General features: G+C 64.0%; 18 protein-coding genes and 1 riboswitch. Of the genes, 9 read left to right on the top strand and 9 right to left on the bottom strand.

Annotated elements, in window-relative coordinates; all coding sequences use genetic code 11:
* Positions 1-87: 87 nt before the first annotated feature.
* The 8 genes from HUW10_RS07745 to HUW10_RS07710 form a co-directional block, all read right to left on the bottom strand.
* Entirely contained in the window at positions 88-825 is a 738-nt protein-coding gene (locus HUW10_RS07745) for an ABC transporter ATP-binding protein (protein WP_174502967.1), read from the bottom strand.
* On the bottom strand, positions 818-2,800 hold the full coding sequence (locus tag HUW10_RS07740; RefSeq protein WP_174502966.1) for an ABC transporter permease subunit: 1,983 nt from the start codon (positions 2,798-2,800) through the stop codon (positions 818-820). Before HUW10_RS07740 ends, HUW10_RS07745 begins: the two co-directional genes overlap by 8 nt.
* 6 nt (positions 2,801-2,806) lie before the next feature.
* A complete protein-coding gene (locus HUW10_RS07735; RefSeq protein ID WP_174502965.1) occupies positions 2,807-3,736 on the bottom strand; it encodes a branched-chain amino acid ABC transporter permease in 930 nt (309 codons plus the stop codon).
* A gap of 10 nt (positions 3,737-3,746) precedes the next feature.
* Positions 3,747-4,982 carry a branched-chain amino acid ABC transporter substrate-binding protein gene (locus HUW10_RS07730; protein ID WP_174502964.1) on the bottom strand — a complete coding sequence of 412 codons (1,236 nt, stop codon included), beginning with the start codon at positions 4,980-4,982 and terminating at the stop codon, positions 3,747-3,749.
* 408 nt (positions 4,983-5,390) lie between these two features.
* Positions 5,391-7,388: a TonB-dependent siderophore receptor gene (locus HUW10_RS07725; protein WP_174502963.1), complete on the bottom strand. Its 1,998-nt coding sequence runs from the start codon at positions 7,386-7,388 to the stop codon at positions 5,391-5,393.
* Between the two features lie 105 nt (positions 7,389-7,493).
* A riboswitch (cobalamin riboswitch) is annotated at positions 7,494-7,703 on the bottom strand.
* 33 nt (positions 7,704-7,736) lie between these two features.
* The gene (locus tag HUW10_RS07720; protein WP_174502962.1) at positions 7,737-8,420 is read right to left on the bottom strand and encodes a haloacid dehalogenase type II; all 684 of its coding nucleotides are present in this window, start codon (positions 8,418-8,420) and stop codon (positions 7,737-7,739) included.
* 14 nt (positions 8,421-8,434) lie between these two features.
* Positions 8,435-9,133 (bottom strand): glutathione S-transferase family protein, encoded by a 699-nt coding sequence (locus HUW10_RS07715; RefSeq protein WP_174502961.1) that lies wholly within the window; start codon positions 9,131-9,133, stop codon positions 8,435-8,437.
* An 88-nt stretch (positions 9,134-9,221) separates the two neighbouring features.
* Positions 9,222-9,824 carry a TetR/AcrR family transcriptional regulator gene (locus tag HUW10_RS07710; protein ID WP_174502960.1) on the bottom strand — a complete coding sequence of 201 codons (603 nt, stop codon included), beginning with the start codon at positions 9,822-9,824 and terminating at the stop codon, positions 9,222-9,224.
* Positions 9,825-9,925: 101 nt separating this feature from the next.
* Between HUW10_RS07710 and HUW10_RS07705 the strand changes: the two genes are divergently transcribed.
* The 4 genes from HUW10_RS07705 to dnaA all read left to right on the top strand — a co-directional run bounded on the left by HUW10_RS07705 (position 9,926) and on the right by dnaA (position 14,398).
* Positions 9,926-10,591, top strand: coding sequence for a DsbA family protein (locus HUW10_RS07705; protein WP_174502959.1), 666 nt, complete (start codon positions 9,926-9,928; stop codon positions 10,589-10,591).
* Positions 10,592-10,684: 93 nt separating this feature from the next.
* A complete protein-coding gene (gene metZ / locus HUW10_RS07700; RefSeq protein WP_174502958.1) occupies positions 10,685-11,869 on the top strand; it encodes an O-succinylhomoserine sulfhydrylase in 1,185 nt (394 codons plus the stop codon).
* Between the two features lie 237 nt (positions 11,870-12,106).
* Positions 12,107-12,379: a 30S ribosomal protein S20 gene (rpsT, locus tag HUW10_RS07695; protein WP_174502957.1), complete on the top strand. Its 273-nt coding sequence runs from the start codon at positions 12,107-12,109 to the stop codon at positions 12,377-12,379.
* 573 nt (positions 12,380-12,952) lie between these two features.
* Entirely contained in the window at positions 12,953-14,398 is a 1,446-nt protein-coding gene (gene dnaA / locus HUW10_RS07690) for a chromosomal replication initiator protein DnaA (RefSeq protein WP_174502956.1), read from the top strand.
* Positions 14,399-14,423: 25 nt separating this feature from the next.
* Here the strand turns inward: dnaA and fghA are convergent, their stop codons facing one another.
* A complete protein-coding gene (gene fghA / locus HUW10_RS07685) occupies positions 14,424-15,275 on the bottom strand; it encodes an S-formylglutathione hydrolase (protein ID WP_174502955.1) in 852 nt (283 codons plus the stop codon).
* Between the two features lie 313 nt (positions 15,276-15,588).
* On the opposite strand from fghA, the gene HUW10_RS07680 reads away from it, so the two are divergent.
* From HUW10_RS07680 to HUW10_RS07660, 5 genes are all read left to right on the top strand, one after another.
* Entirely contained in the window at positions 15,589-15,792 is a 204-nt protein-coding gene (locus tag HUW10_RS07680) for a cold-shock protein (RefSeq protein ID WP_007421600.1), read from the top strand.
* Between the two features lie 554 nt (positions 15,793-16,346).
* Positions 16,347-16,781 carry a MerR family DNA-binding transcriptional regulator gene (locus HUW10_RS07675; protein WP_174502954.1) on the top strand — a complete coding sequence of 145 codons (435 nt, stop codon included), beginning with the start codon at positions 16,347-16,349 and terminating at the stop codon, positions 16,779-16,781.
* 24 nt (positions 16,782-16,805) lie between these two features.
* Positions 16,806-17,942, top strand: coding sequence for a thiolase family protein (locus HUW10_RS07670; RefSeq protein ID WP_174502953.1), 1,137 nt, complete (start codon positions 16,806-16,808; stop codon positions 17,940-17,942).
* Positions 17,942-20,302 carry a 3-hydroxyacyl-CoA dehydrogenase/enoyl-CoA hydratase family protein gene (locus HUW10_RS07665; RefSeq protein WP_174502952.1) on the top strand — a complete coding sequence of 787 codons (2,361 nt, stop codon included), beginning with the start codon at positions 17,942-17,944 and terminating at the stop codon, positions 20,300-20,302. The genes HUW10_RS07670 and HUW10_RS07665 overlap by 1 nt, the downstream gene beginning before the upstream one ends.
* Positions 20,303-20,324: 22 nt before the next feature.
* Entirely contained in the window at positions 20,325-22,115 is a 1,791-nt protein-coding gene (locus HUW10_RS07660; RefSeq protein WP_174502951.1) for an acyl-CoA dehydrogenase C-terminal domain-containing protein, read from the top strand.
* The last annotated feature ends 1 nt before the right edge of the window (position 22,116 follow it).

Genomic DNA, 22,116 nt, shown 5'->3' with positions numbered 1-22,116 from the left:
GGATAAAGATGCTCGACTTATCAATATGATAGAGCACTACATCCGATCCTGATGGATCGGAAAGTGCTCTAACGTGCTGCTGCCGGGCTAGTTGTCTTCCACCTGCAGCTCGCCGAGATAGGCCTCGCGGATCGCCGGGTTGGCGGCGAGGTCGGCGGCGGGGCCTGAGAGCACGACGCGGCCGGTCTGCAGCACGTAGCCGCGGCTGGCGATCTGCAACGCCATGTGGGCGTTCTGCTCGACCATGAAGATCGCCACACCCTGGCGGTTGATGGTCTGGATGATGCCGAACACGATCTCGACGAAGCGCGGCGAGAGGCCCATCGAGGGTTCGTCCATGCAGATCAGCGCCGGGCGAGCCATCAGCGCGCGGCCGATCGCGACCATCTGCTGCTCGCCGCCGGAGAGCGTGCCGGCGAGCTGGTGGCGGCGTTCCTTCACGCGGGGGAACAGCTCGTAGACGCGTTCGAGATCCTCGTCGAAATCTGGGCCGCGCTTGCGCGTATAGGCGCCCATTTCGAGATTCTCGTAGACCGTCATGCGCGGAAACAGCCGCCGGGCTTCGAGCACCGGGGCGATGCCGCGCTTGACCCGCTCGGAGGTGCTGAGCCGGTTGATCGGCGTGCCGCGGAAGCGCACTTCGCCTTGCGAGGGGGTGACGGTGCCCATGATCGTCTTCATCGTGGTCGACTTGCCGCTGGCATTGCCGCCGAGCAGCACCACGATGTCGTCTCGTGCGACCGTGTAATCGACGCCCTTGAGCACGTGCAGGTCGCCATAATGGGTGTGCACGCCGGCGAATTCGAGCAGGGTTTCCTCAGGCATCGACCGCACCCCGGCCGATATAGGCCTCGATCACCGCCTCGTTCCGCCGCACCTCCTCGGCGCGTCCCTCGGCGAGCTTCTCGCCATGGTCGAGGACGATCACGTTGTCGGCCAGGCGGGTGACAACATCGAGCTTGTGCTCCACCAGCAGGATCGTGAGGCCGAAATCGCGGAAGGCGGCGATCTGTTCGGCGAGTTCGAGGCTTTCCGCCGGGTTCATCCCCGCCGTGGGTTCGTCGAGCATCAGCAGGCGCGGGCGCGAGGCGAGGGCGCGGGCGATTTCGACACGGCGGCGATTGGCGTAGGAGAGCTGCGCCACGCCCTGGTCGATCCGCGGCACCAGGCGGTTGCCGAACATCGCCAGCAATTCGAGCACGAATTGCCGCGCCTCACGCTCTTCGGCGCGCACACGGGGCAGGCCGAGGACAGCCCCGGCGGCGCCGGCGGAGAGATGGCTGTGCTGGCCGATCAGCACATTTTCCATCACCGTGAGGTTGGGGAACAGGCGGATGTTCTGGAACGTGCGGGCGACGCCGGCGCGCAGCACCTGGTCCGGCCGCAGGCCCAGCAGATCGCGTCCGGCGAATCGCACCACGCCGGCGGAGGGTTTCACGAGGCCGGTGATGCTGTTGAACAGGGTGGATTTGCCCGAGCCATTCGGTCCGATCACGGCGACGATGCTGCCCGCCGGGACATCGAGCGAGATCGATTTCAGCGCGGTCAATCCGCCGAATTTCACTGTAAGGTCGCGGATTTCGAGCACGGCGGGCCGCGCGTCGGTGGCGGCCTCGGCGAGCCCGGCGCGCAGCCTGGCCACGGCCGGGGCCGCACCGCGGGAGACGGCGGCGTCCTGCTGCTCGTAGCTCAGCCGCACCTCGTTCCGGCCGACCGGAACGAGCCCGTCCCGTCGGTAGAGCATCATGGTCACGAGGATGATGCCGAAGATCAGTTCCGAGGCCGAGGTGAGCTGGAGATTCTGCAGGAAGGGCGAGTGGATCGCGTTGCCGAGCCCCTGCACCCAGCCAGACAGGGCGGGCAGGAACCAGGCCTGCAGCAATTCGAGCAGCACCGCGCCGAGAATGGCGCCCCAGACGCTGGCCAGCCCGCCGAGCACGATCATCACCAGCACCATGATCGAGACCGGCAGATCGAACATGTCCGGCGTCGCGGTCTGCAGCTTGGCGATGTAGAACGTGCCGGTCATGCCGGCGAACCCGGCGCCCATGGCGAAGGCGAGCAGTTTCAGCCGCGTGGTATGCACGCCCATCGCGCCGGCGGCGATCTCGTCCTCGCGCACTGCCATCCAGGCTCGGCCGATCCGCGAGGGTTTCAGGCGCAGCGAGATGAACAGCAGCAGCAGCACGAGGCCGATGCCGACATAGTAATAAGGTGTCGCGTTGATGCCGAAGCGGTAGCCGAGCAGCACCGGCGGGCCGACGCCGTTCAGCCCTTCGGCGCCGTTGGTGAGCGAGGACCAGTTGCGCGCCACGATCGGCACGATCTCGCCGAAGCCGAGGGTGACGATGGCCAGATAGTCGCCCTTCAGCCGCAGCGTCGGCGCGCCGAACGCCATGCCGAAACAGGCGGCGATGACGGCAGAGGCCGGCAGCATCAGCCAGAAGGGAAAGGTGAAATGCACCGTTGCCGCCGCCCCCGCGCCGAGCTTCGCGACGAAGCCGATCGCGGCGAGCGGCGCCCAGGCGGCACTCCAGTGCGGGTGGAGCTGGAACGAGTTCAGGATGCCATAGGCATAGGCGCCGATGGCGAAGAAGGCGGCATAGCCGAGATCGAGCAGGCCGGTGAAGCCGACCACGATGTTGAGGCCGAGCGCCAGCGCCGCATAGGCGCAGCTATTCGCCGCGACGTCGATATTCGCCTGGCCGATGCCAAGGAAGGGCAGCAGCAGGAGCACCATCAGCAGGGCTGCGAACAGCGCCTGGCGCTGGCGGGGCGAAAGCAGGGCGAGGCGCTTCATCGCCGCCTACGAGCGGTTGGGCGACTGCGCGCCCAGCAGGCCGGCCGGGCGGAAGACCAGCGTGAGGATCAGGATCGAGAAGATGATCACATCGGCCCATTTCGTGGCGATGTACTGGCTGCTGATCGTCTCGATCAGGCCGATGAGGAGGCCGCCCACCATCGCCCCCGGCACGTTGCCGATGCCGCCGAGCACGGCAGCGGTGAAGGCGCGCAGCCCCGCCGTGTAGCCGATGCTGTACTGGGTGAAATTGTAGTAGAGGCCGAAGATCATCCCGGCGGCGCCGGCCAGGGCGGAGCCGGCGAAGAAGGCGATCATCACCACCTGATCGACCTCGATGCCCATCATCCGCGCGGCTTCGGCGTCCTGGGCGACGGCGCGCATCGCCTTGCCAAGGCGAGAGCGCCTGACGAACAGGTTGAGCCCCCACATCAGCACCGCCGCGACGATCCAGATGATCACCGCCTTGAGGCGGATCGTCACCCCACCGAGATGATAGTCGATGCTCGGCATCGGGTCGGGGTAGTTCAGCGCCTGCGCGTTGGTGAGCAGCAGCACGAGGTTGAACAGGATATAGGAGACGCCGATCGTGGTGATCATCGCCATCGGCCCGCGCACGTTGCGCATTGGCCGCAGGGTGTAGCGCTCGATCACGACGCCGAGCACCCCGGAGGCCACCATTGTCACCGCGAGGGCTGCGAGCAGCGACAGCACCAGCGGGGCGCCGTGCAGCACCACCGACTGGCCCTGCAGGCCGAACCATTGCAGCACGATGAGGCCGACGAACGCCCCCACCATGAACACGTTGAAATGCGCGAAATTGATCAGCTCCAGGATACCGTAGACGAGCGTGAACCCGAGGGCGAGCAACGAATACATCGCCCCCAGGCTCAGCCCGTTCACGAGCTGCTGGAAAAAAACCGCCGTTCCGGTCATGGCCGCCGCGTCAGTTCTGCGGCGCCACGCCGACGTATCGCATCTGCTTGTTCAGGTCCCCGAGCGGGGCGGATTTGTCATGGTGGAACTGGAACACGGCGACGACATGGCTGGTCATGTCGCCATACTTGTCGAAGCTGATCGGCCCCTGCAAGCCGTTGACATGCACGGTCGCGATCGCGTCGCGCACATTTGCGGCGGTGAGCGGCTTGCCGGCCTTCTGCACCGTCTTGATGCCGGCGATGGCGACGAGGGCTGCGTCATAGCCGGTGATCGCGTAGTCATCAGGTGCCACGCCGTAGGTTTTCGTATAGAGCGCGACCCAGTTTGCGAGCTTGGGGTCGTCCACCACATGCGGCGAGGCGTTGGTGCCATACCAGCCCTCGGCGGCGGGGAAGCCGGCGGCCGTCATCATCTCGGGGCTCAATATGCCGTCGCCGCCGCCTTTGATGACGTGCGGAATGATCTGGTAGCTCTGCTTCACCAGCTTCACACCCGCCTGCATCGTGCCGCCATAATAGAGCGAGGCAGTCTTGGTCGCGGCGATCTTGGTCAGCACGGCGGAATAGTCCGCGGCCTTGGGATCCAGCCTGTCGCGGCCGAGGACCTTGATGCCCTTCTTCTTCGCCTGCGCCTCGAAGGCGTTGGCGAGGCCGACGCCATAGGCGCCGCTGTCATCGAGGATGTAGACGCTCTTTGCCTTGAGGACCTCTGCATAGAAATTCGCCATGTTCGGGCCCTGATAGGCATCGGTCGTCACGGTGCGGAAATAGATCGGCTTGCCGCCCGGATCGAACTCGCCGGCATAGGTCGGGCTGGTGATGTCGGGGGCGGTGGAGGAGGGGGTGATGGTGGCCAGATTCGCCATCGAGAGGATTGGCGCCATCGCCTTGCCGGAGCCGCTCATCTCGGGCCCGACATTGGCGAGAACGGTGTGCGTGCCGGCCAGCTTGCGGGCGTTGGTGGCGGCCTGCGCGGGGTCGTACTGGCCGGCGGTCGCGGTCGCGTTGTTCAGCACCATCGGTTCGAGCCGGATGTCGCCGAGTTCACCGCTCTGGTTGGCGAGCTTGATCGCGAGTTGCGCGCCGTGAAGGATCAGATGCGCGGCCTCGGCGTCGGCGCCGGTCAGCGGCAGGGTGATCCCGATGTGATAGACCTTGTCGCCCGCCCGGGCGATGGGACTTGCCGAGGCGAGGAGAACCGTGCCTGCCGCGCCCCGCAGAGCATTGCGCCTTGAAAGTGCCATTTGTCCCATCCTTCTTGCTTTTGTGATATATCTGCCATGCACAGAGTAACCGGCTCCAAAGCGAAGGCAAGCGGTTTTTTCCGGATGGGATCACGCCAGAGCGCCCTTATCCGATCAGATGGAGCCATCTGATCGGATAAGGATGTTTTTTATCGATATGATAGAGCGATGCATCCGATCCGGAAGGATCGGAAAGTGTTCTGGATGGGTGTGGGCAGATCGGCCAAAAAAAATGGCGGCCATAAGGCCGCCAAGTTTAGGGAGGAAACGTCCAAGAAAGCAAACAACGTGTTGTTTGCTGCGATGCACTATATGTCCGTTCCGGTGCCCGTTTCAAGTTTTTTGTGCATCGCAACATATGTCTTTCACGAATATGTCTTATGCTGCCGCCTGAACCGAGCTGTCACATCATCCGCCGATCGTGCCTCTCAGGCCGAACAGGAAATTCTGGCCGGGGATTTGCACACCGTTTGCCGGCTCGAAGGGGGAGTTGGTCAGGTTGCGGCCGATCGCGAAAAGAGTGAGGGCCCGGCTGACGCGGTAGTTGACCGCCAGATTGGCGATCGTGCCGGGCCGGGCTAGGCCGGTGCCAGTCGGATAGCCGGAATTGGCGTAGAGGTAATCCGAGAAGCGGCCGACATAGCGGATGGCGGGCTCGATCGACAGCGCCGGGATCGGGTGGATCGAGAGGGTAAGCGATCCGGCGTTATCCGGCCGGCGCAGAAGGGCCGTCCGGGTCGCGACATCGCGGGCGATGGTGCGCGTATAGTCGATCCGGCCGGAGAGCCAGCGGGTCGGCGCGAAGCCGATGCCAGCCTCGATGCCGTGAATCCGGGCGCGAGCGACGTTCTCCTCCGTGCTGGTGCCATCAGGCAGGGAAGTATACTGGAACAGGTTAGCGATATCCTGGTGGAAATAGCTCATCTGCAGCGTCACTGCGTCGGGCATGCCGAAGGCCGGCAGCACGGTTTCGAAGCCGAACCGATATCCAACCGAGTGTTCGGGGTGGAGGTTCGGGTTGCCGTGATAGCCGTAGCTGTCGATGCCGTGCAGGTCGTAGAGCGAGGGGGCAAGAAAGCCGCTGCCCGCCGAGGCCTTCAGCCGCGTATCGATTTCGGGCAGGGCCAGCACGAGACCGCCGCGCTCCGTCACCACGGTGCCGTAGCCGCTGACCGAGTCACCTCGGATGGCGCCCTGGACTGACAGGCGACGTGCGATGGTTGCCTGCGCGCCGACATGCCCCGCGGTGATGGATTGCGAGGCGGCGAGGCTGGAGAGGTAGGGAAAGCCGCCAAAGCTCGCATTGTAGTTCTCGATCGCCGTATCATGCGTGGTCTCGATGCCGGCGACGAGCGTCGGGTCTGTCATCGGGCCAAAATTCGGCAGGCGGATCACGTTGTTCCACTGGATCACCGTGCGGTCGCCGCGATAGCCGCTGTCGCCGGCGAACTGGTTGGGGTCGGCGGGATCGAGCAGGGTGAGGTAGCGGCGGTCGTCCTGGATATGGGCGATGTCGAGTTCGGTGGTCAGCCGGTTGTCGAACAGGTGCGATTTCACGCCGAAGCGGACGAAAACATTCGAATCGTAGCTGTTTTCATAGGGGTCGTCGAAGATCGGATATCCGAGATCGGGATACTGGGTGCCGGTCTGCCGGGCGCGGACGATCAGCGAGATCCGCGTGCCGGCGATGGGTGTGTAGCCGAGATTGACGGCGCCGAGCTTGTAGCGGAACGGGTCGCGATGCGCGGCATAGACGGCAAGCCGCCGCGCCGTCGCGTCGAACCCGGCCTGCTCGATGAGCGAACCTGTGATCGCATAATCGAATTTGCCGCTCTGGCCGGAGAGGGTAACGCTGCCTTCGCCCTGGCCGGGAAAGCCCCCGGCGATGTCGTAATCGACATGCGGTGCGCCATGGCCACGCTTGCTGATCAGGTTGATGACGCCGCCGATCGCGCCCGAGCCGTAGAGGCTGGACATCGGGCCGCGGACCACCACGATCCGCGCGATATCGCCGATGCCGGCATTGCCGAAATTGAACGCGCCGTTGGCCACCGAGGGATCATTCACCGGCACGCCGTCGCGCAGCACCAGCACGTCTTCGGAATTGGTGCCGTCGATGAAGACCGAGGTCTGGGCGCCAGGCCCACCCAGTTGCACCACGTTCAGGCCGGGAACCGTGTCGAGCGCCTGGACGAGGGTGGTCACGCCGCGCTGGCGCAGCGCGGCCGCGGTGATGACCGTGACCGATGCCGGGGTATCCGCAATGGGCGTCCGCACATAGGAGGCGGTAACCGTCTCGATCGGCACGGTGCCGGCGGGCAGCTGCGCGTTTTGGGCGTGTGCATTGGCAACAGCCCCGCACAAGGCGAGGGGAACGAAAAAACGATATCGCGCGGAGTCGCGCATGGAAAAACTCCGGTCCGGCACCCGGCGGGGCGGGCGCTGCCATAAGGGCGACCGAAGGCTACGGGACTTCACCCTTCGCTCCCGGTTCACCCCGCCCGGACGCGCGCGCATGGTCTCGGAACTGGCCGGTCTCCTGGCTCGCGGGTCAACAGCGCGCTCGGCCTTCTCGCGGGCGGGTCTGTGCCCCCTCGCAATGGCCCGGATGAACGCGCCTCACCGCTCACAGTTGCGGGGGCAGCCGCAGACGGGGCGACAAACCACCCTTCTGCGTTCCCGTTTCAGCCCTTGCGGGCCACCGATTCCTGATCAAGCTGTAGCGCCACCGGGGCTGGCGGCGCAAGCGCTGGTTCAGTCGAGGCCGAGCAGGCCGGGCAGGGCGGAGAGATCGCTGAGAACGGCATCGGGCGCGCCGGGCAGCCGCTCCGCCGGCTGTTTCGCGCGGTTGCACCAGGCGACGCGGAAGCCGAAGGCCGAGGCGCCATACGCATCCCAGCCATTGGAGGAGACGAAGCAGACCTCCTTGCGTTCCACCCCAAGGCGCGCCGGCACCATCTGGTAGACACGCTGATCGGTCTTGAACACGCCCACCGCCTCGACCGACAGCACATGGTCGAGCACGTCGCCGATCCCGGCATGGGCGATGGCGGCGGCGAGCATCGCAGGGGTGCCGTTCGAGAGAATTGCGGTGGCGATGCCCTTTGCCTTGAGGGCGCCCAGCGTTGCCTTCACCTCGGGATAGGCCGAGACGATGCGGTAGAGTGCGAGCAACGCCTCGCGCCGCTTCGGGTCGGCGAGGCTGGTCGCCTCCAGCGCGAAATCGAGCGCGTCGGCGGTGACGGTTTCGAAATCGGTATAGAGGTTCTGCAGGCTGCGCAGCCACGTGTATTGCAGCTGCTTGTCCCGCCAGAGTGTCACCAGCGCCGCGCGGCGGTCTTCCGGCACATCCGGGCAGCGGGCGACAGCGGAGCCGAAATCGAACAGCGTGCCGTAGGCATCGAACACGCAGGCGCGGACACCCTGGATTGCGGACATCGAAATCCTCCCGTTCAGGCGGCGGCCGGCAGGACGCGGGCCAGCCCGTCATAAGCGTCGAACATGCGGTCGCACCAGGCGTGCAGCGTGTCATCCTCGGCGAGGATCTTTACCGGGGTCGAGGCATGCGCCCAGAGGAAAGCGCTGAAGGCGACATGGTCGGCATAGTTCGGCGCGTCGCCGGCAAGGAATTGCTGATCCGCCAGCGTGCTGCGCAGCGGGCGCAAGGTGGCGCGGAGCGTGGCGAGATTTTCCTCGCGTGCGGCCCGCAGCGCCCCGACCGTGGTGCCGAACGCGGCCTCGCGGGTCGAGCGGAAATAGTCGCGGTCACCCTCGTGCAGGATGTCCACAAGGTCCGGCAGCACCACTTTCGCGATTGCGGGATGCACCGCTTCGCTGGTCCACTGGTTGACGAAGCGGACGAGGCTGCGGCCGACCGCGCCGCCGAACAGGCTGGGACGGTCGGGATAGGTATCCTCGAGGTAAAGCGCGATGGCCCAGCTGTCGTGAATGTTCCGGGTGCCGTCGACCAGCACGGGAACCTTGCCCTGGCCGGAAAACGCGATGGCGTCTTTCTCCATGAACCGCCAGACCACGGTCTCGCAAGGCAGACCCTTGTGCGCCAGCGCGAAACGGGTGCGCCAGCAATTGGGGCTGAAGCGCACGCGCTCGTCGGCGCCGGCGAGATCGTAAAGTTTCAGGGGTTCACGCATTCAGGGTCTCCTTGACGGCAGGCCGCACAGCAAACACCGCAGGTCCGGCGGTTACTGTCGGCGGGCTTTTTTGGGTGGTGTCTGCTGTTCATGCAGCCGCGGGCGCGGGTCTCCTGAGCCGGCTCACTGCATCCTCGACCAGGCGGTCAAGACGGCCAGGATCAGGGTCGAGCCGCGCGAAGGTGCGCAACGCGACGACGGTCCCCAGCAGCAACTCGGCTTGCGTCGCGGTATTCATGCCGGCCGGCAAAAGTCCGGCAGAATTCGCATGTTCAAGCCGCTCGTGGAAAAACTGCTGAACCCCGGCGAGGCGCGTCCCGACGATCGTCCGGGCCTCCGGGGACAGCGGGCCGCCATCCATCGCCGTGTTCACCAGGAGGCATCCGAGATGCAGCGGATCGTCCCGCGAATGATCTCGGATCAGGCCGAGAAAATCAGCGATCGAGGCGATCGGGTCAGTGCGTTCGGCGAGCTGTTCGAGAACGGGGGTCAACCCGTCATCGGCATACCGCTCGAGCGCTGCGCGGAACAGGCCGTCCTTGTCGCCATACCGGTGATACAGCGCCGCCGCGCTGAGACCCGTCGCTTCGGTAAGATCCCTGAGCGAGGTTCCCGCGTAGCCATTTTGTCTGAAGACCGGAATGGCGCGGTCGAGAACGTCATCGTCAGTCAGGAGGCGTGGGCGTGGCATGTTACACTTGAGCTCGATTGCATTTTCGTTTCCATTATAATAAACCGATCATTATAAAACAACCCATGTGACGCTGCTGGGTGATACACATAATGTGACATATGGTATATGAAGCCGACCTCGTCTACTTTATTGATCCTATGTGCGCATGGTGTTGGGGGTTCGCGCCGGTTATCGATGCGATCCGCGCACGATATTCTCGCCGTCTGGGCATCCGCATCGTTGTCGGTGGCCTTCTGCCGGGAATGCGTGTCCCCATGGATGCCGCTGCGAAAAGCCTGACTTCCGCGCACTGGGAACGGGTGCGGAAAGCATCCGGGCAATCCTTCGATGACGCATTCTTCGACCGCTCAGCCTTCGTCTACGATACGGAGCCGGCGTGCCGTGCCATCGTCGCGGCACGCCGCCGCTCGGCGGAGGACGCGCTCACTCTTCTGGCCAGCATCCAACGTTCTTTTTATCTCTGCAACGAGGATGTGACGGATCCGGTGGTGCTGGCCGGAATCGCGGCGCGCCAGGGGTTTCGCATGGAGTCGTTCCGGGAAATGCTCTGTTCCGACGAACTTGGCGTGGAGACACGGCAGGATTTCGCGCTGACACAGAAATCCGGCATCGCCGGCGTCCCGACCCTGGTCGCCGCCAGGGGGCGGGATCGGCGGTATGTGGTCGTCACTGAGGGGTTTCGGCCGGCAAAGCGGATCATTCCGATGCTGGATCGCTGGCTGCAAAGGGAATTGCCCGCGGGAGGCGCACGGCGCGCCATCTGAACTCTGTCCCAGGCCTGACCTTCGTCGCGTGCAGTGCATGGGGGATGCCGGCTTGTGGCTTGCCGTCCGACGCGGGGAGGATATAGACGGATCATGAAAGAACGACATTATCGCCCCGCGACCACTCTGGTTCATGCAGGCCAGATCCGGTCCAATTTCGCAGAGAACGCCGAAGCGCTCTATCTGACCTCCGGGTTCGTCTATGATAGCGCAGAACAGGCGGAAGCCACGTTCAAAGGCGAGATTGCCCACTATCAGTATTCCCGCTTCGGCAACCCGACCGTGAGCATGCTTGAGGCAAGGCTTGCCGCGATCGAGGGGGCTGAGGCCTGCCGCGCGACCGCCACGGGCATGGCCGCGGTCAATGCCGCGTTGCTCGCCCATCTGAAGGCCGGGGACCGGGTTGTCGCTTCGCGGGCGCTGTTCGGCTCCTGTTCGTGGATCGTCTCGACCCTGCTGCCGCGCTACGGCATTGAGAGCGTGTTCGTCGATGGAGGCGATCTCGCGGCCTGGGAAGCGGCACTGGCGCCGGGTGCGGCGCTGGTCCTGCTCGAAACACCGTCCAATCCGATGCTTGAGATCATCGATCTGCGCGCCGTTGCCGACCTTGCCCACAAGGCCGGCGCCATTGTGGTGGTGGACAACGTGTTTGCCACGCCGCTGCTGCAACGGCCGCTCGAATTCGGCGCCGATGTCGTTGTCTACTCGGCCACCAAGCACATGGATGGCCAGGGCCGTGTGCTGGGTGGTGCCGTGCTGGGCAGCAAGGCCTGGATCGAGAACACGCTTCAGCCCTTCACCCGCAATACCGGTCCCGCGATTTCGCCGTTCAACGCCTGGGTCATCCTCAAGGGGCTTGAAACGATGGCGCTTCGCGTCGGCCAGGCGTCAGGATCGGCGGCGACCATCGCGGATCACCTCGCAAGCCAGCGTCATGTGCGGCGGGCGCTCTATCCGTTCCGGGCCGACCATCCACAGGTTGATCTGGCGAAGCGGCAGATGAGCGCCGGGGGGACGCTCGTGACCTTCGAGCTTGAGGGCGGCAAGGAAGCGGCATTCCGCTTCATGAACGCGCTCGATCTGATCGCGATTTCAAATAATCTGGGCGATTCCAAATCGATGGTCACACATCCGGAAACCACGACCCACTCTCGAATCCCTGCGGAAGAGCGCGCTCGTCTCGGGATTGGCGGGGGGACGATCCGTTTCTCCGTCGGGCTCGAGGATGTCGCCGACCTGATCGACGATCTCGATCGGGCGTTCGCCGCGCTGGCATAAGTCGTTATGGAGGCGGCAGGTTCGGATAACGGTCTATTCACCAGCTCCCGCTGGGGCAGGCGTTTCTGCCGCCGCCTCGTGATCGGGCCACGCGGAATGCGGACGCTGGATTGCGCGGTTTCCCTGCTTGACGCCCAACCCGACCGGGGATATCAACATGCGTGATTTCGGGCCGCAGCAACCATGCGCTGCGGCCTGTTGGTTTTTGCTCCGTTTACTGGAAGAGATCTTTCGTCCATGGCCAATATTGCATCGGCACAGAAGCGCATCCGTCAGACCATTGTTCGCACTGCGCGCAACAAGGCTCGCCGGTCACGCGTGCACAGCTTCGTCCGGAAGGTTGAGGAAGCACTTGCGTCGGGTAATCACGCGGAAGCGCGTGCGGCGTTCGTGGTCGCTCAGCCGGAACTGCAGCGTGCGGTGACGAAGGGCGTTCTGAAGGCCAACACGGTGTCCCGGAAACTGTCCCGGCTGTCGGCGCGCGTGAAGGCGCTCTCTGCTCCCGTCTGAGGCTGGGCCTGGGTTTCGTCTGTTTCGGACGAATTCACATCGTCAGCGCTTGATTGGCTTTAAACCAAGCCATTGCTTTGGCTGGGCTAGTTCGCCCAGTCAAGCTTGTTCCTCTTAAACGGCAATCGGTGATGCGCTCAGCGAATGAAACAAGTCGCTGATCTCGTCTACCAATTGTCGTTTTCGGACGCGTTTGTCGCCCGGATCAGAATTGTTTAGCTGATCGTATTTCGCAACAGCGCGTCAACGTATACTGCAACCGTTAATTGCAAGACGTTTTGGCGATTTTATCGGGGAGTGATGCGGCCAGATTTCAAATGGCTTCATCAATCTCCTGATTTAATGGGCAATTATTTAAAGATGCACATTATATCAGCAGAAAATCAAATCGATAGGGTCTTGCGCAGGGCGCTGGGTTTGGCCTAGTTTCAGGTCACAGGATGACGAATGGATGACGATGACTGATCCGTTTGATGGTTTGTTCAACCATTGATTGCGGATACGGGTTCTTGCGGCCGAATAGCAGGCCGGTCATGCGGTCGTGCAGGGATGAAGTCAGGACGGGAGCGGCACTTGAGCACGCAGGTTTGGCAGGATCAGGGGGGCGAAGCCCGGTCTTCGGGGCGTTCGCGCGGCGATGCTGGCCAGGATGAACTGGCCAGCCAGTGGAGTCGTGTCCGGGGACGCCTGCAGGAAGAGATCGGCGAGGTCGAGTATCGCAACTGGCTACGTCAGGCCGTTCTGCATGGGCTTGATGGCGATGAGGTGACCGTCATGCTGCCCACGCGCTTCCTGCGCGACTGGGTCAACAAGGAATATGGCAGTTTGCTGACGTCCTTCTGGCAGGCCGAAAATCCCGCGGTGCGCCGCGTCGATATCCGCACGAAGCCGGTGGGAATGAGCGAGCGCGCGCCCGATCTGGCCGAGGCCGAGGTGAAGGGCGCGGCCGCAAAGCCGCCCGCCGCCCGCCGCGAGATCGAGGACCGGCAGGACATGAGCGCGCCGCTCGATCCCCGGTTCACTTTCGATACGTTCGTGGTCGGCAAGCCGAACGAGTTTGCGTATGCCTGCGCGAGGCGGGTTGCGGATGGACATGCCACGCCCGGTTTCAACCCGCTGTTCCTGTATGGCGGCGTCGGGCTCGGCAAGACCCATCTGATGCACGCGATCGCATGGGAACTCTCCCAGCGCTCGGACAACGTGACGGTCGCTTACATGTCGGCCGAGAAGTTCATGCACAAATTCGTCAGTGCCCTCAGGCGGCAATCGACGATCGAGTTCAAGAACGAGTTGCGCAGCGTCGATGTCCTGATGGTGGACGATCTGCAATTCCTGATCGGCAAGGACGGAACGCAGGAAGAATTTTTCCATACTTTCAACGCGCTGGTCGATTCCGGGAAGCAGATCATCGTCTCCGCCGACAAGTCGCCTTCCGACCTGTCCGGGATCGAGGATCGGCTCCGCACCCGGCTTGGCTGCGGCATGGTCGCCGATGTCCATGCGACAACCTACGAACTCCGGCTGGCCATCCTCGAGGCGAAGGCTGCCCGCGCGGGGGTGAATGTGCCCGGCCGGGTGATGGAGTTCCTTGCGCAAAAGATTACCGCGAATGTCCGGGAACTCGAGGGCGCGCTGAACCGGCTGATCGCGCATGCCAATCTGTTCGAGCGTCAGGTCACCCTGGAAACCGCGCACGAGGTGCTGCACGATCTCCTGCGCGCCTACGACCGCAAGATCACGATTGAGGAAATCCAGAAACAGGTCGCCGAGCACTACAATATAAGGATCAGCGAAATGTCGTCGGCGCGCCGGGCGCGGAACATCGCCCGCCCGCGGCAGATCGCGATGTATCTTGCCAAGCAGCTGACCAGTCGCAGCCTCCCGGAGATCGGCCGGAAGTTCGGCAACCGTGACCACACAACGGTGATGCATGCGGTGGCGAAGGTTACCGAACTGATCGACGCTGACCCCGATTTCGCCGAGGACGTCGAATTGCTCCGCAGGATACTGACCGTCTGATCAGAGGCCCGGCAGCCAGCACCCGTCAGAGATGACGGGCGTGATGTCTGAGATGATCCTCGACGAAAGTCGAAATAAAGAAATACGAATGGTCGTACCCGTCTTGCATGCGGAGTTCGAGCGCTACACCCCTTGCCGAGCAGGCCTCCCGCAGCAATTCAGGTTTGAGTTCGCGTTCAAGAAATGGATCCGCCGTGCCCTGGTCAACCAGGATGGCCGGGCCGCCCCAGCCGCGGTCCTCGATCAGCGCGGTTGCATCGTAATCGCGCCAGGCCTTGCGGTCGGCTCCTAGATATCCGGTCAGCGCCTTTTCTCCCCAGGGGCAACGCATCGGCGATACGATCGGCGCGAATGCTGAAACGGACCGATAGCGCTCCGGGTTCTTGAGTGCGATCGTGAGGGCGCCATGGCCGCCCATCGAATGGCCGAAAATGCCGACCCGAGCGGCATCGACCGGAAATGCGGCGTTGATCAATGCCGGCAGCTCGTCCGCGATGTAGGAATACATCCTGTAGCCATTCCGCCATGGCGTCTCGGTGGCGTCGACATAAAACCCGGCGCCGACACCAAAATCATAGGCGTCCGACTCGCCCGGATAGCCAAGGCCGCGCGGCGAAGTGTCCGGCGCGATCAGGGCGATTCCAAGCTCCGCGGCAACGCGCTGCGCGCCAGCCTTCACCGTGAAATTTTCTTCCGTGCATGTCAGGCCAGCCAGGTAATAAAGTGCCGGAACCTTCCCGATTTGAGCCTGAGGCGGCATGAAAACGGCGAAACGCATCGAACATCCGGTCGCCTTTGCCTGGTGCCGATAGACGCCTTGCACGCCGCCAAAACATTTCTGTATCGAAATCGTCTCGAAAACAGTGGCGTTCGTCATGTATCGATCCCCCCGTGATTTGTTCGCCAGACTATTCCGCGCTGCGTGCGGAAAGGCAATCGCAGGCGGCTCTTATGCGTTTTATCGAATTTGAACGGCTGTTTTGCGAAATCTTGCTTAAAACCGGCGTCGGAGAATTTATTCGCGTTGACAGTTCCGGTGGTTTCTGCGTCATTAATCGTGCAATCGACTTTGGCTTGCCTTGTTGCACGAGACGGGTTTCCGTACGGCCAAGACGTCCAAAACCCGGTTGTCCCTCTGGAGCCGTGCGGCGGTCGCACGGTGGGTCTGTCTTAGGAGCGACGACGCGACAATGGCGATCGGCACTGTCAAGTGGTTTAACACCACGAAGGGCTTCGGCTTTATCGTGCCGCAGGATGGCGGCAAGGATGTTTTTGTTCACATCACGGCGGTTCAGGCGGCCGGCATGCGGGGCCTCAATGAAGGCCAGAAGATTTCCTACGAGGTCACTCAGGAACGCGGCAAGGCAGCCGCTACCAACCTCAAGGCGGTCTGAACCTACCGTTCTGGTTTGGTTATGAGACGGGGCCCTCCGGGGCCCCGTTTTTTTGTTGAGCGCCCCATCCTTTCCGGGGTTCCGCAGGCCTCGCCCGACGCCCGCAGGTCGGGCCTCCCGAATGCATGCATGCCGCTCAGGCGCATTGTCCGGTCATGCGGGGTGGCCGGAGAAAGGCGGCGGCTTGGTGCGGCGCAATACCGAATCGTGCGCTCACGGCAAGATGGCAATGCATGTGATGGTCAGTTCTCCTGCCAATTGCTGCCAACTTTCATGCGACCGGCCATTCTGACATTTTCGTGATCTGATTGTTCATTCTGCGATCGTATCGTGCGCTGTGTAGCACGAATGGCCGAAATTTTACCGGGATGAGGGCGTTTTTTTGCTTGTGAGCAGCTTACAATTGCTCGACATCGTATAGAGCATGCCCTATACGTAATGATTATTCGGTTATCGTTAAAGATGGAAACGGGTCATTCATGGTATTGTCCGCGACCGCCGTTCATCATTCGACAGGACGATCAATGACCTCACGAACTACCACTGGACCGGCTATGGCCGCGTTGCATGAACGTCATCAACGTGAGGACGAGGCCGCCGGCCAGCAGGGGGATGCGCTTTACTCGGTCAGCCAGTTGGCCCGTCAGCTTGGCGTGACGGCGCGCACCATCCGCTTCTACGAAGACAAGGGGTTGGTAAATCCCAGCCGCGCTGGAACCACCCGGGTCTACACCTCGCGTGACCGTGCCCGGCTGATGCTGATTCTGCGCGGCAAGCGGCTTGGTTTTTCGTTACGCGAGATCAAGGACTACCTCGATCTCTACGACGTCGATCCGACACAGCACGCGCAGTTGCGTCAGCTTCTCGCGGCCGTGCGCAAGCGCATCGCCAAGCTTCAGGAACAGCGCGCGGCACTCGAGCAGAGCCTGGCCGAGCTGGCCGATATCGAGCGGCAGTCGGAAAATGCCCTGAAACTGTCGACCAAATAAGCCTCGCACAGGAGTCCGAGATCAATGCCCAGCGCCGTCATCGCCGCCTATGCACGTTCGCCATTCGCCCTTGCACGAAAAGGGGGGCTTGCGCGGGTCCGGCCCGACGAGATGGCCGCGGCCGTCGTCCGGGAACTCGTGGCGCGCAGCGGTGTCGCGGTGGGGGATATCGAGGACCTGATCGTCGGCTGCGCCTTTCCCGAGGCGGAGCAGGGGCTGAACGTGGCCCGCCTGATCGGGTTGATGGCGGACCTGCCGATCAGTGTTGCCGGCGCTACGGTCAACCGGTTTTGCGGCTCATCGATGTATTCGATCCACATGGCGGCGGGCGCCATCGCGATGGGCGCGGGAGAGGCGTTCATCGCCGCCGGCATCGAGAGCATGACACGGGTGCCGATGGGCGGGTTCAACCCGATGCCGTCGCCAACCCTGTATGGCAAGATGCCGGCCGCTTACATGGGCATGGGCGAGACGGCCGAGAACGTGGCCAAGCGCTGGCATATCTCGCGCGATGCGCAGGAGGAATTCGCCCTCGCCAGCCACGTCAAGGCGGCGGCGGCGCAGAAAGCGGGGAAGCTCGCGGACGAGATCGTGCCGATTTCGCTGGCCGGCGCAACGGTGTCCGAGGATGGCTGCATCCGCCACGATGCCTCGCGTGAGGGTTTGGCGGGGCTGAAGCCTGCCTTCGATGCCGAGGGTAGCGTCACTGCCGGAACCTCCTCGCCGCTGACCGATGGCGCTTCGGCCGTGCTGGTCTGCTCGGAGGATTACGCCGCCAAGCACGGGCTTGCGCCGCTCGCGCGGATCCGCTCGGTCGCGGTGGCCGGCTGCGCGCCGGACATCATGGGCATGGGCCCGGTCGCGGCCTCGCGCAAGGCGCTCGCCCGCGCCGGCATCGAGGCTTCCGCGCTCGACGTCGTTGAACTCAACGAGGCCTTTGCCTCTCAGGCGCTCGCCTGCATCGGTGAACTCGGCCTCGATCCGGCGCGCGTCAATCTCGATGGCGGCGCCATCGCGCTCGGCCATCCGCTCGGGGCGACGGGCGCCCGCATTACCGGCAAGGCGGCGCAACTGCTCCGGCGCGAAGGCGGCAAATTCGCGCTCGCGACCCAGTGCATCGGCGGCGGCCAGGGCATCGCGACGGTTCTGGAGGCGCTCTGATGGGCGCGATCCAATCCGTCGCCGTCATCGGCGCCGGCGTGATGGGGGCAGCGATTGCCGCCCAGATCGCCAATGCCGGCATCAAGGTCCGCCTGCTCGACATCGTGCCGAAGGAAGGGGATGACCGCAACGCCATCGCGAGGCGGGCGATCGAGCGGCTGAAGACCACACAGCCGGCGCCGTTGATGTCCTCCCGCGCCGCGCGGCTGATCGTGCCCGGCAATACCGAGGACGATTTCGCCGCCCTTGCCGAATGCGACTGGATCGTCGAGGCCGTGATCGAACGGCTCGACATCAAGCAGGCGCTCTATCGGCGCCTCGCGGAGGTGCGAAAGCCAGGTTCGGTGATCTCGTCCAACACCTCCACCATCCCGCTTGCGGAACTGATGACGGACATGCCGGAAAGTCTCCGGCCGGATTTCGTCATCACCCATTTCTTCAATCCGCCGCGCTACATGCGGCTCCTCGAACTGGTCACTGGTCCGGCAACCAGCGCGGACGCCATCGCCCGCATTACCGAATTCTGCGATATCGTGCTCGGCAAGTCGGTGATTCCCTGCCGCGACACACCGGGCTTCATCGCCAACCGCATCGGCACCTACTGGATCCAGACTGCGCTCATCCTCGCGATGGAGATGGGAATCGAGATCGAGGAAGCGGATGCGATCATGGGCAAGCCGATGGGCTTTCCCTCGACCGGCGTGTTCGGGCTGATGGATCTGGTCGGCATCGATCTCGGTCCGCATGTCAATGCCTCGCTCGCCCGCCTGCTGCCGAAGACCGACGCCTTCCACAGGATGAACCGCGAGGCGCCATTCCTCGGGACGATGATTGCCGAGGGCTATACCGGCAAGAAAGGGAAGGGCGGCTTTTACCGCTCCAGCGGGCGCGGCAAGGATCGCGTGAAGGAGACCCTTTCGCTCGCCGCGGCGGCGCAGGGCCGGCTGGAATGGCGGCCCTCCATCCGCCCCGACATCGCCGAGGTCAAGGACGCGAAGAAGGATCTCAAGCAACTCGTCGGTGCGAAGTCGAAATACGGGCGCTATGCCTGGGGCGTGCTCGGCCGCGTGCTGGCCTATGCGGCCTCGCTGATCCCCGAGATCGGTGACGACATCGCCGCCGTCGATGCCGCGATGCGGCTGGGCTACACGTGGAAATACGGTCCGTTCGAACTGATCGACCGGCTTGGCGCCGACTGGGTTGCATCGCATCTCGCCGATCTCGACGAGACGACCCCGCCGCTGCTCGCCAAACTCGGCAAGGGCGCGTTCTACCGCGAGGACGGCGCCGCCCTGCTGCGCTTCATGCCCGATGGCAGCTACCGGCCGATCGGGCGCGCCCCCGGCGTTCTGCTGCTCGAGGATGCGAAGCGCGGCCGCAAGCCGGTGCTCACGAACAAATCCGCCTCGGTGTGGGACATTGGCGACGGCGTGCTCTGCTTCGAGTTCCATTCGATCATGAACTCGATCGATGGCGACATTCTGGCACTGCTCGGCAAGACCATCGCGCTGGTGCAGAAATCCCACAAGGCGCTGGTGATCTACAGCGAGAACCTGCGCGCCGGGCCTGGCAAGGAGAATTTCTCGGTCGGCGCCAATCTCGGCCTCGCCATGTTCGCCGCCAACCTCCGGATGTGGGGCAAGATCGAGGGGACGGTGAAGGAGGGGCAGAAGGCGATGCAGGCGCTGCGCGATGCACCGTTCCCGGTGGTCGGCGCGCCATCCGGCCGGGCGCTGGGCGGCGGCTGCGAGATCCTGCTGCATTGCGACGCCGTTCAGGCCCATGCCGAAACCTATATGGGGCTTGTCGAGGTCGGTGTTGGCCTGGTTCCGGGCTGGGGCGGCTGTGCCACCATGCTGGCGCGCTGGCAGACCGCGAAGGATGCGCCGCGCGGTCCGATGCCCGCCGTCGCGAAGGTCTTCGAGATGGTATCGACCGCGAAGGTGGCGACCTCCGCCGCCGAGGCGAAGGAGCTGAAATTTCTCCGCCCCGGCGACGGCATCACCATGAACCGCGAGCGCGTGCTGGCCGATGCCAAGGCCCGGGCGCTCGCCATGGTGGCGGGATATGCGCCGGCCGAGCCGGAAACGCTGCAATTGCCGGGTGCGTCCGGACGCGTCGCCCTCGGCATGGCGGTTGAGGAATTCCGCAAGAAGGGCGTCGCGACGCCGCATGACGTGACAGTATCGTCCCATCTTGCGCGCGTGCTCACCGGCGGCGATACCGACATGATCGATCAGGTGCCGGTCGCCGCGGTGAAGGACTTTGAACGCGAGGCCTTCATGGCCCTGTTCCGCACCAAGGAAAGCCAGGCGCGGATCAAGCATATCCTGGATACCGGCAAACCCCTGCGCAACTGAACCGAGACAAGGGAGATACGACATGCCCGTCTACAAGGCTCCGCTCAAGGACATGCGCTTCGTCCTGCACGAGCTCTATGACAGCACCACCATCGCCGAGCTGCCCGGCAATGCGGATTTCACCCCCGAACTGATCGACAGCGTGCTGGAGGAGGCCGCGAAGATCAGCGAGGAGGTGCTGTTCCCGCTGAACCAGGTGGGCGATCGCGAGGGCTGCACCTATGAAAACGGCGTGGTTCGCACGCCGAGCGGCTATCGCGAGGCCTACCGCACCTTCTGCGAGGGCGGCTGGACCTCGATTTCCTCCGATCCGGATTATGGCGGGCAGGGCATGCCGCTGACCGCGGCGATGATGGTCGAGGAGATGTTCTGCTCCGCCAATGTCGCCTTCGGCCTCTACCCCGGGCTGAGCCACGGCGCCTATGTCGCGCTGAAGCATTCGGGGTCGGAAGAGCAGAAGAAGGCGTGGCTGCCCAACATCGTCTCCGGGAAATGGACCGGCACGATGTGCCTGACCGAGCCGCATTGCGGCACCGATCTCGGCATGCTCCGCACCAAGGCGGTGCCGAAGGATGATGGCAGCTACAGCATCACTGGCAACAAGATCTTCATCAGCGCCGGCGAGCACGATCTTGCGGAAAACATCGTCCATCTCGTTCTCGCCCGCCTGCCGGACGCGCCGGCCGGGGTGAAGGGCATCTCGATGTTCCTGGTGCCCAAGTTCCTGCCGCGCGAGGATGGCACGCTCGGCCCGCGCAACGGCATGCAGTGCACCGCGATCGAGCACAAGATGGGGCTGAACGGCTCCGCCACCTGCGCGATGAGCTTCGACGGCGCGACCGGCTGGCTGGTCGGCGAGCCGCACAGGGGCCTCGCTGCGATGTTCAAGATGATGAACACCGAGCGCCTCTCCGTCGGCATCCAGGGGCTCGGCATCGCCGAGGTCGCGTATCAGAACGCCGTGGCCTATGCGCGCGAGCGCATCCAGGGCCGCTCGCTCACCGGCACCAAGGCGCCGGAGAAGCAGGCGGACCCGATCCTCGTTCACCCCGATGTGCGGCGGATGTTGCTGACCAGCCGCGCCTATATCGAGGGCTGCCGGGCGTTGGCCGGCTGGGTCGCGCGGGAGCTGGAAATCCTCGAGAAATCGGATGACGACGACGCGAAGCAGGTGGCCGACGATTTCGCCTCGTTGATGACGCCGGTGGTCAAGGCGATGTTCACCGATCTCGGCTTCGAGATCGCCTCGCTCGCGGTGCAGACCTATGGCGGCCATGGTTATATCCGCGACCATGGCATCGAGCAGTATGTGCGCGATGCGCGGATCGCGATGCTCTACGAGGGCACCAACGGCATCCAGGCGCTCGACCTCGTCGGCCGCAAGCTGCCGCAGGATGGCGGCAGGCTGCTCACCCGCTTCCTCGATCCGGTCCTCGAATTCATCGAGGCGCATCAGGATAACGACGCGCTCGCCGAGTTCCTGCCCGCGCTGTCGCAGGCGCTGGAGCATGTGCAGGAAGCGACCGGCGTGATCATGGAAGGTGCGATGACCAATCGCGACGAGGTGGGGGCGGCGTCGGTCGACTATCTCCGCCTGTTCGGCCTTACGTCGCTCGCCTTCGTCTGGGCCCGCATGGTTGCGGTGGCTGCCCCCAAGGCCGGGGATGACGGCGAGGGCGCGCAGTTCTACCGTGCCAAGGTGCAGACCGCGAAATTCTTCATGGAGCGTCTTCTGCCGCAGACCGGCGCGCTGCTCGCCGCGATCCGGTCGGGCGCTGCGACCATGATGGAATTTGAGGACGCCGCGTTCTGAT

The organism is Acidiphilium sp. C61 (assembly GCF_905116885.1).
Classification (GTDB): Bacteria; Pseudomonadota; Alphaproteobacteria; order Acetobacterales; family Acetobacteraceae; genus Acidiphilium.
This window is presented reverse-complemented; position numbering and strand designations above follow the sequence as displayed.

Coding starts and splice junctions, on each gene's coding strand:
- HUW10_RS07745 (WP_174502967.1), bottom strand. CDS start 825: ATGCCTGAGGAAACCCTGCTCGAATTCGCCGGCGTGCACACCCATTAT.
- HUW10_RS07740 (WP_174502966.1), bottom strand. CDS start 2,800: ATGAAGCGCCTCGCCCTGCTTTCGCCCCGCCAGCGCCAGGCGCTGTTC.
- HUW10_RS07735 (WP_174502965.1), bottom strand. CDS start 3,736: ATGACCGGAACGGCGGTTTTTTTCCAGCAGCTCGTGAACGGGCTGAGC.
- HUW10_RS07730 (WP_174502964.1), bottom strand. CDS start 4,982: ATGGCACTTTCAAGGCGCAATGCTCTGCGGGGCGCGGCAGGCACGGTT.
- HUW10_RS07725 (WP_174502963.1), bottom strand. CDS start 7,388: ATGCGCGACTCCGCGCGATATCGTTTTTTCGTTCCCCTCGCCTTGTGC.
- HUW10_RS07720 (WP_174502962.1), bottom strand. CDS start 8,420: ATGTCCGCAATCCAGGGTGTCCGCGCCTGCGTGTTCGATGCCTACGGC.
- HUW10_RS07715 (WP_174502961.1), bottom strand. CDS start 9,133: ATGCGTGAACCCCTGAAACTTTACGATCTCGCCGGCGCCGACGAGCGC.
- HUW10_RS07710 (WP_174502960.1), bottom strand. CDS start 9,824: ATGCCACGCCCACGCCTCCTGACTGACGATGACGTTCTCGACCGCGCC.
- HUW10_RS07705 (WP_174502959.1), top strand. CDS start 9,926: ATGGTATATGAAGCCGACCTCGTCTACTTTATTGATCCTATGTGCGCA.
- metZ (WP_174502958.1), top strand. CDS start 10,685: ATGAAAGAACGACATTATCGCCCCGCGACCACTCTGGTTCATGCAGGC.
- rpsT (WP_174502957.1), top strand. CDS start 12,107: ATGGCCAATATTGCATCGGCACAGAAGCGCATCCGTCAGACCATTGTT.
- fghA (WP_174502955.1), bottom strand. CDS start 15,275: ATGACGAACGCCACTGTTTTCGAGACGATTTCGATACAGAAATGTTTT.
- HUW10_RS07680 (WP_007421600.1), top strand. CDS start 15,589: ATGGCGATCGGCACTGTCAAGTGGTTTAACACCACGAAGGGCTTCGGC.
- HUW10_RS07675 (WP_174502954.1), top strand. CDS start 16,347: ATGGCCGCGTTGCATGAACGTCATCAACGTGAGGACGAGGCCGCCGGC.
- HUW10_RS07670 (WP_174502953.1), top strand. CDS start 16,806: ATGCCCAGCGCCGTCATCGCCGCCTATGCACGTTCGCCATTCGCCCTT.
- HUW10_RS07665 (WP_174502952.1), top strand. CDS start 17,942: ATGGGCGCGATCCAATCCGTCGCCGTCATCGGCGCCGGCGTGATGGGG.
- HUW10_RS07660 (WP_174502951.1), top strand. CDS start 20,325: ATGCCCGTCTACAAGGCTCCGCTCAAGGACATGCGCTTCGTCCTGCAC.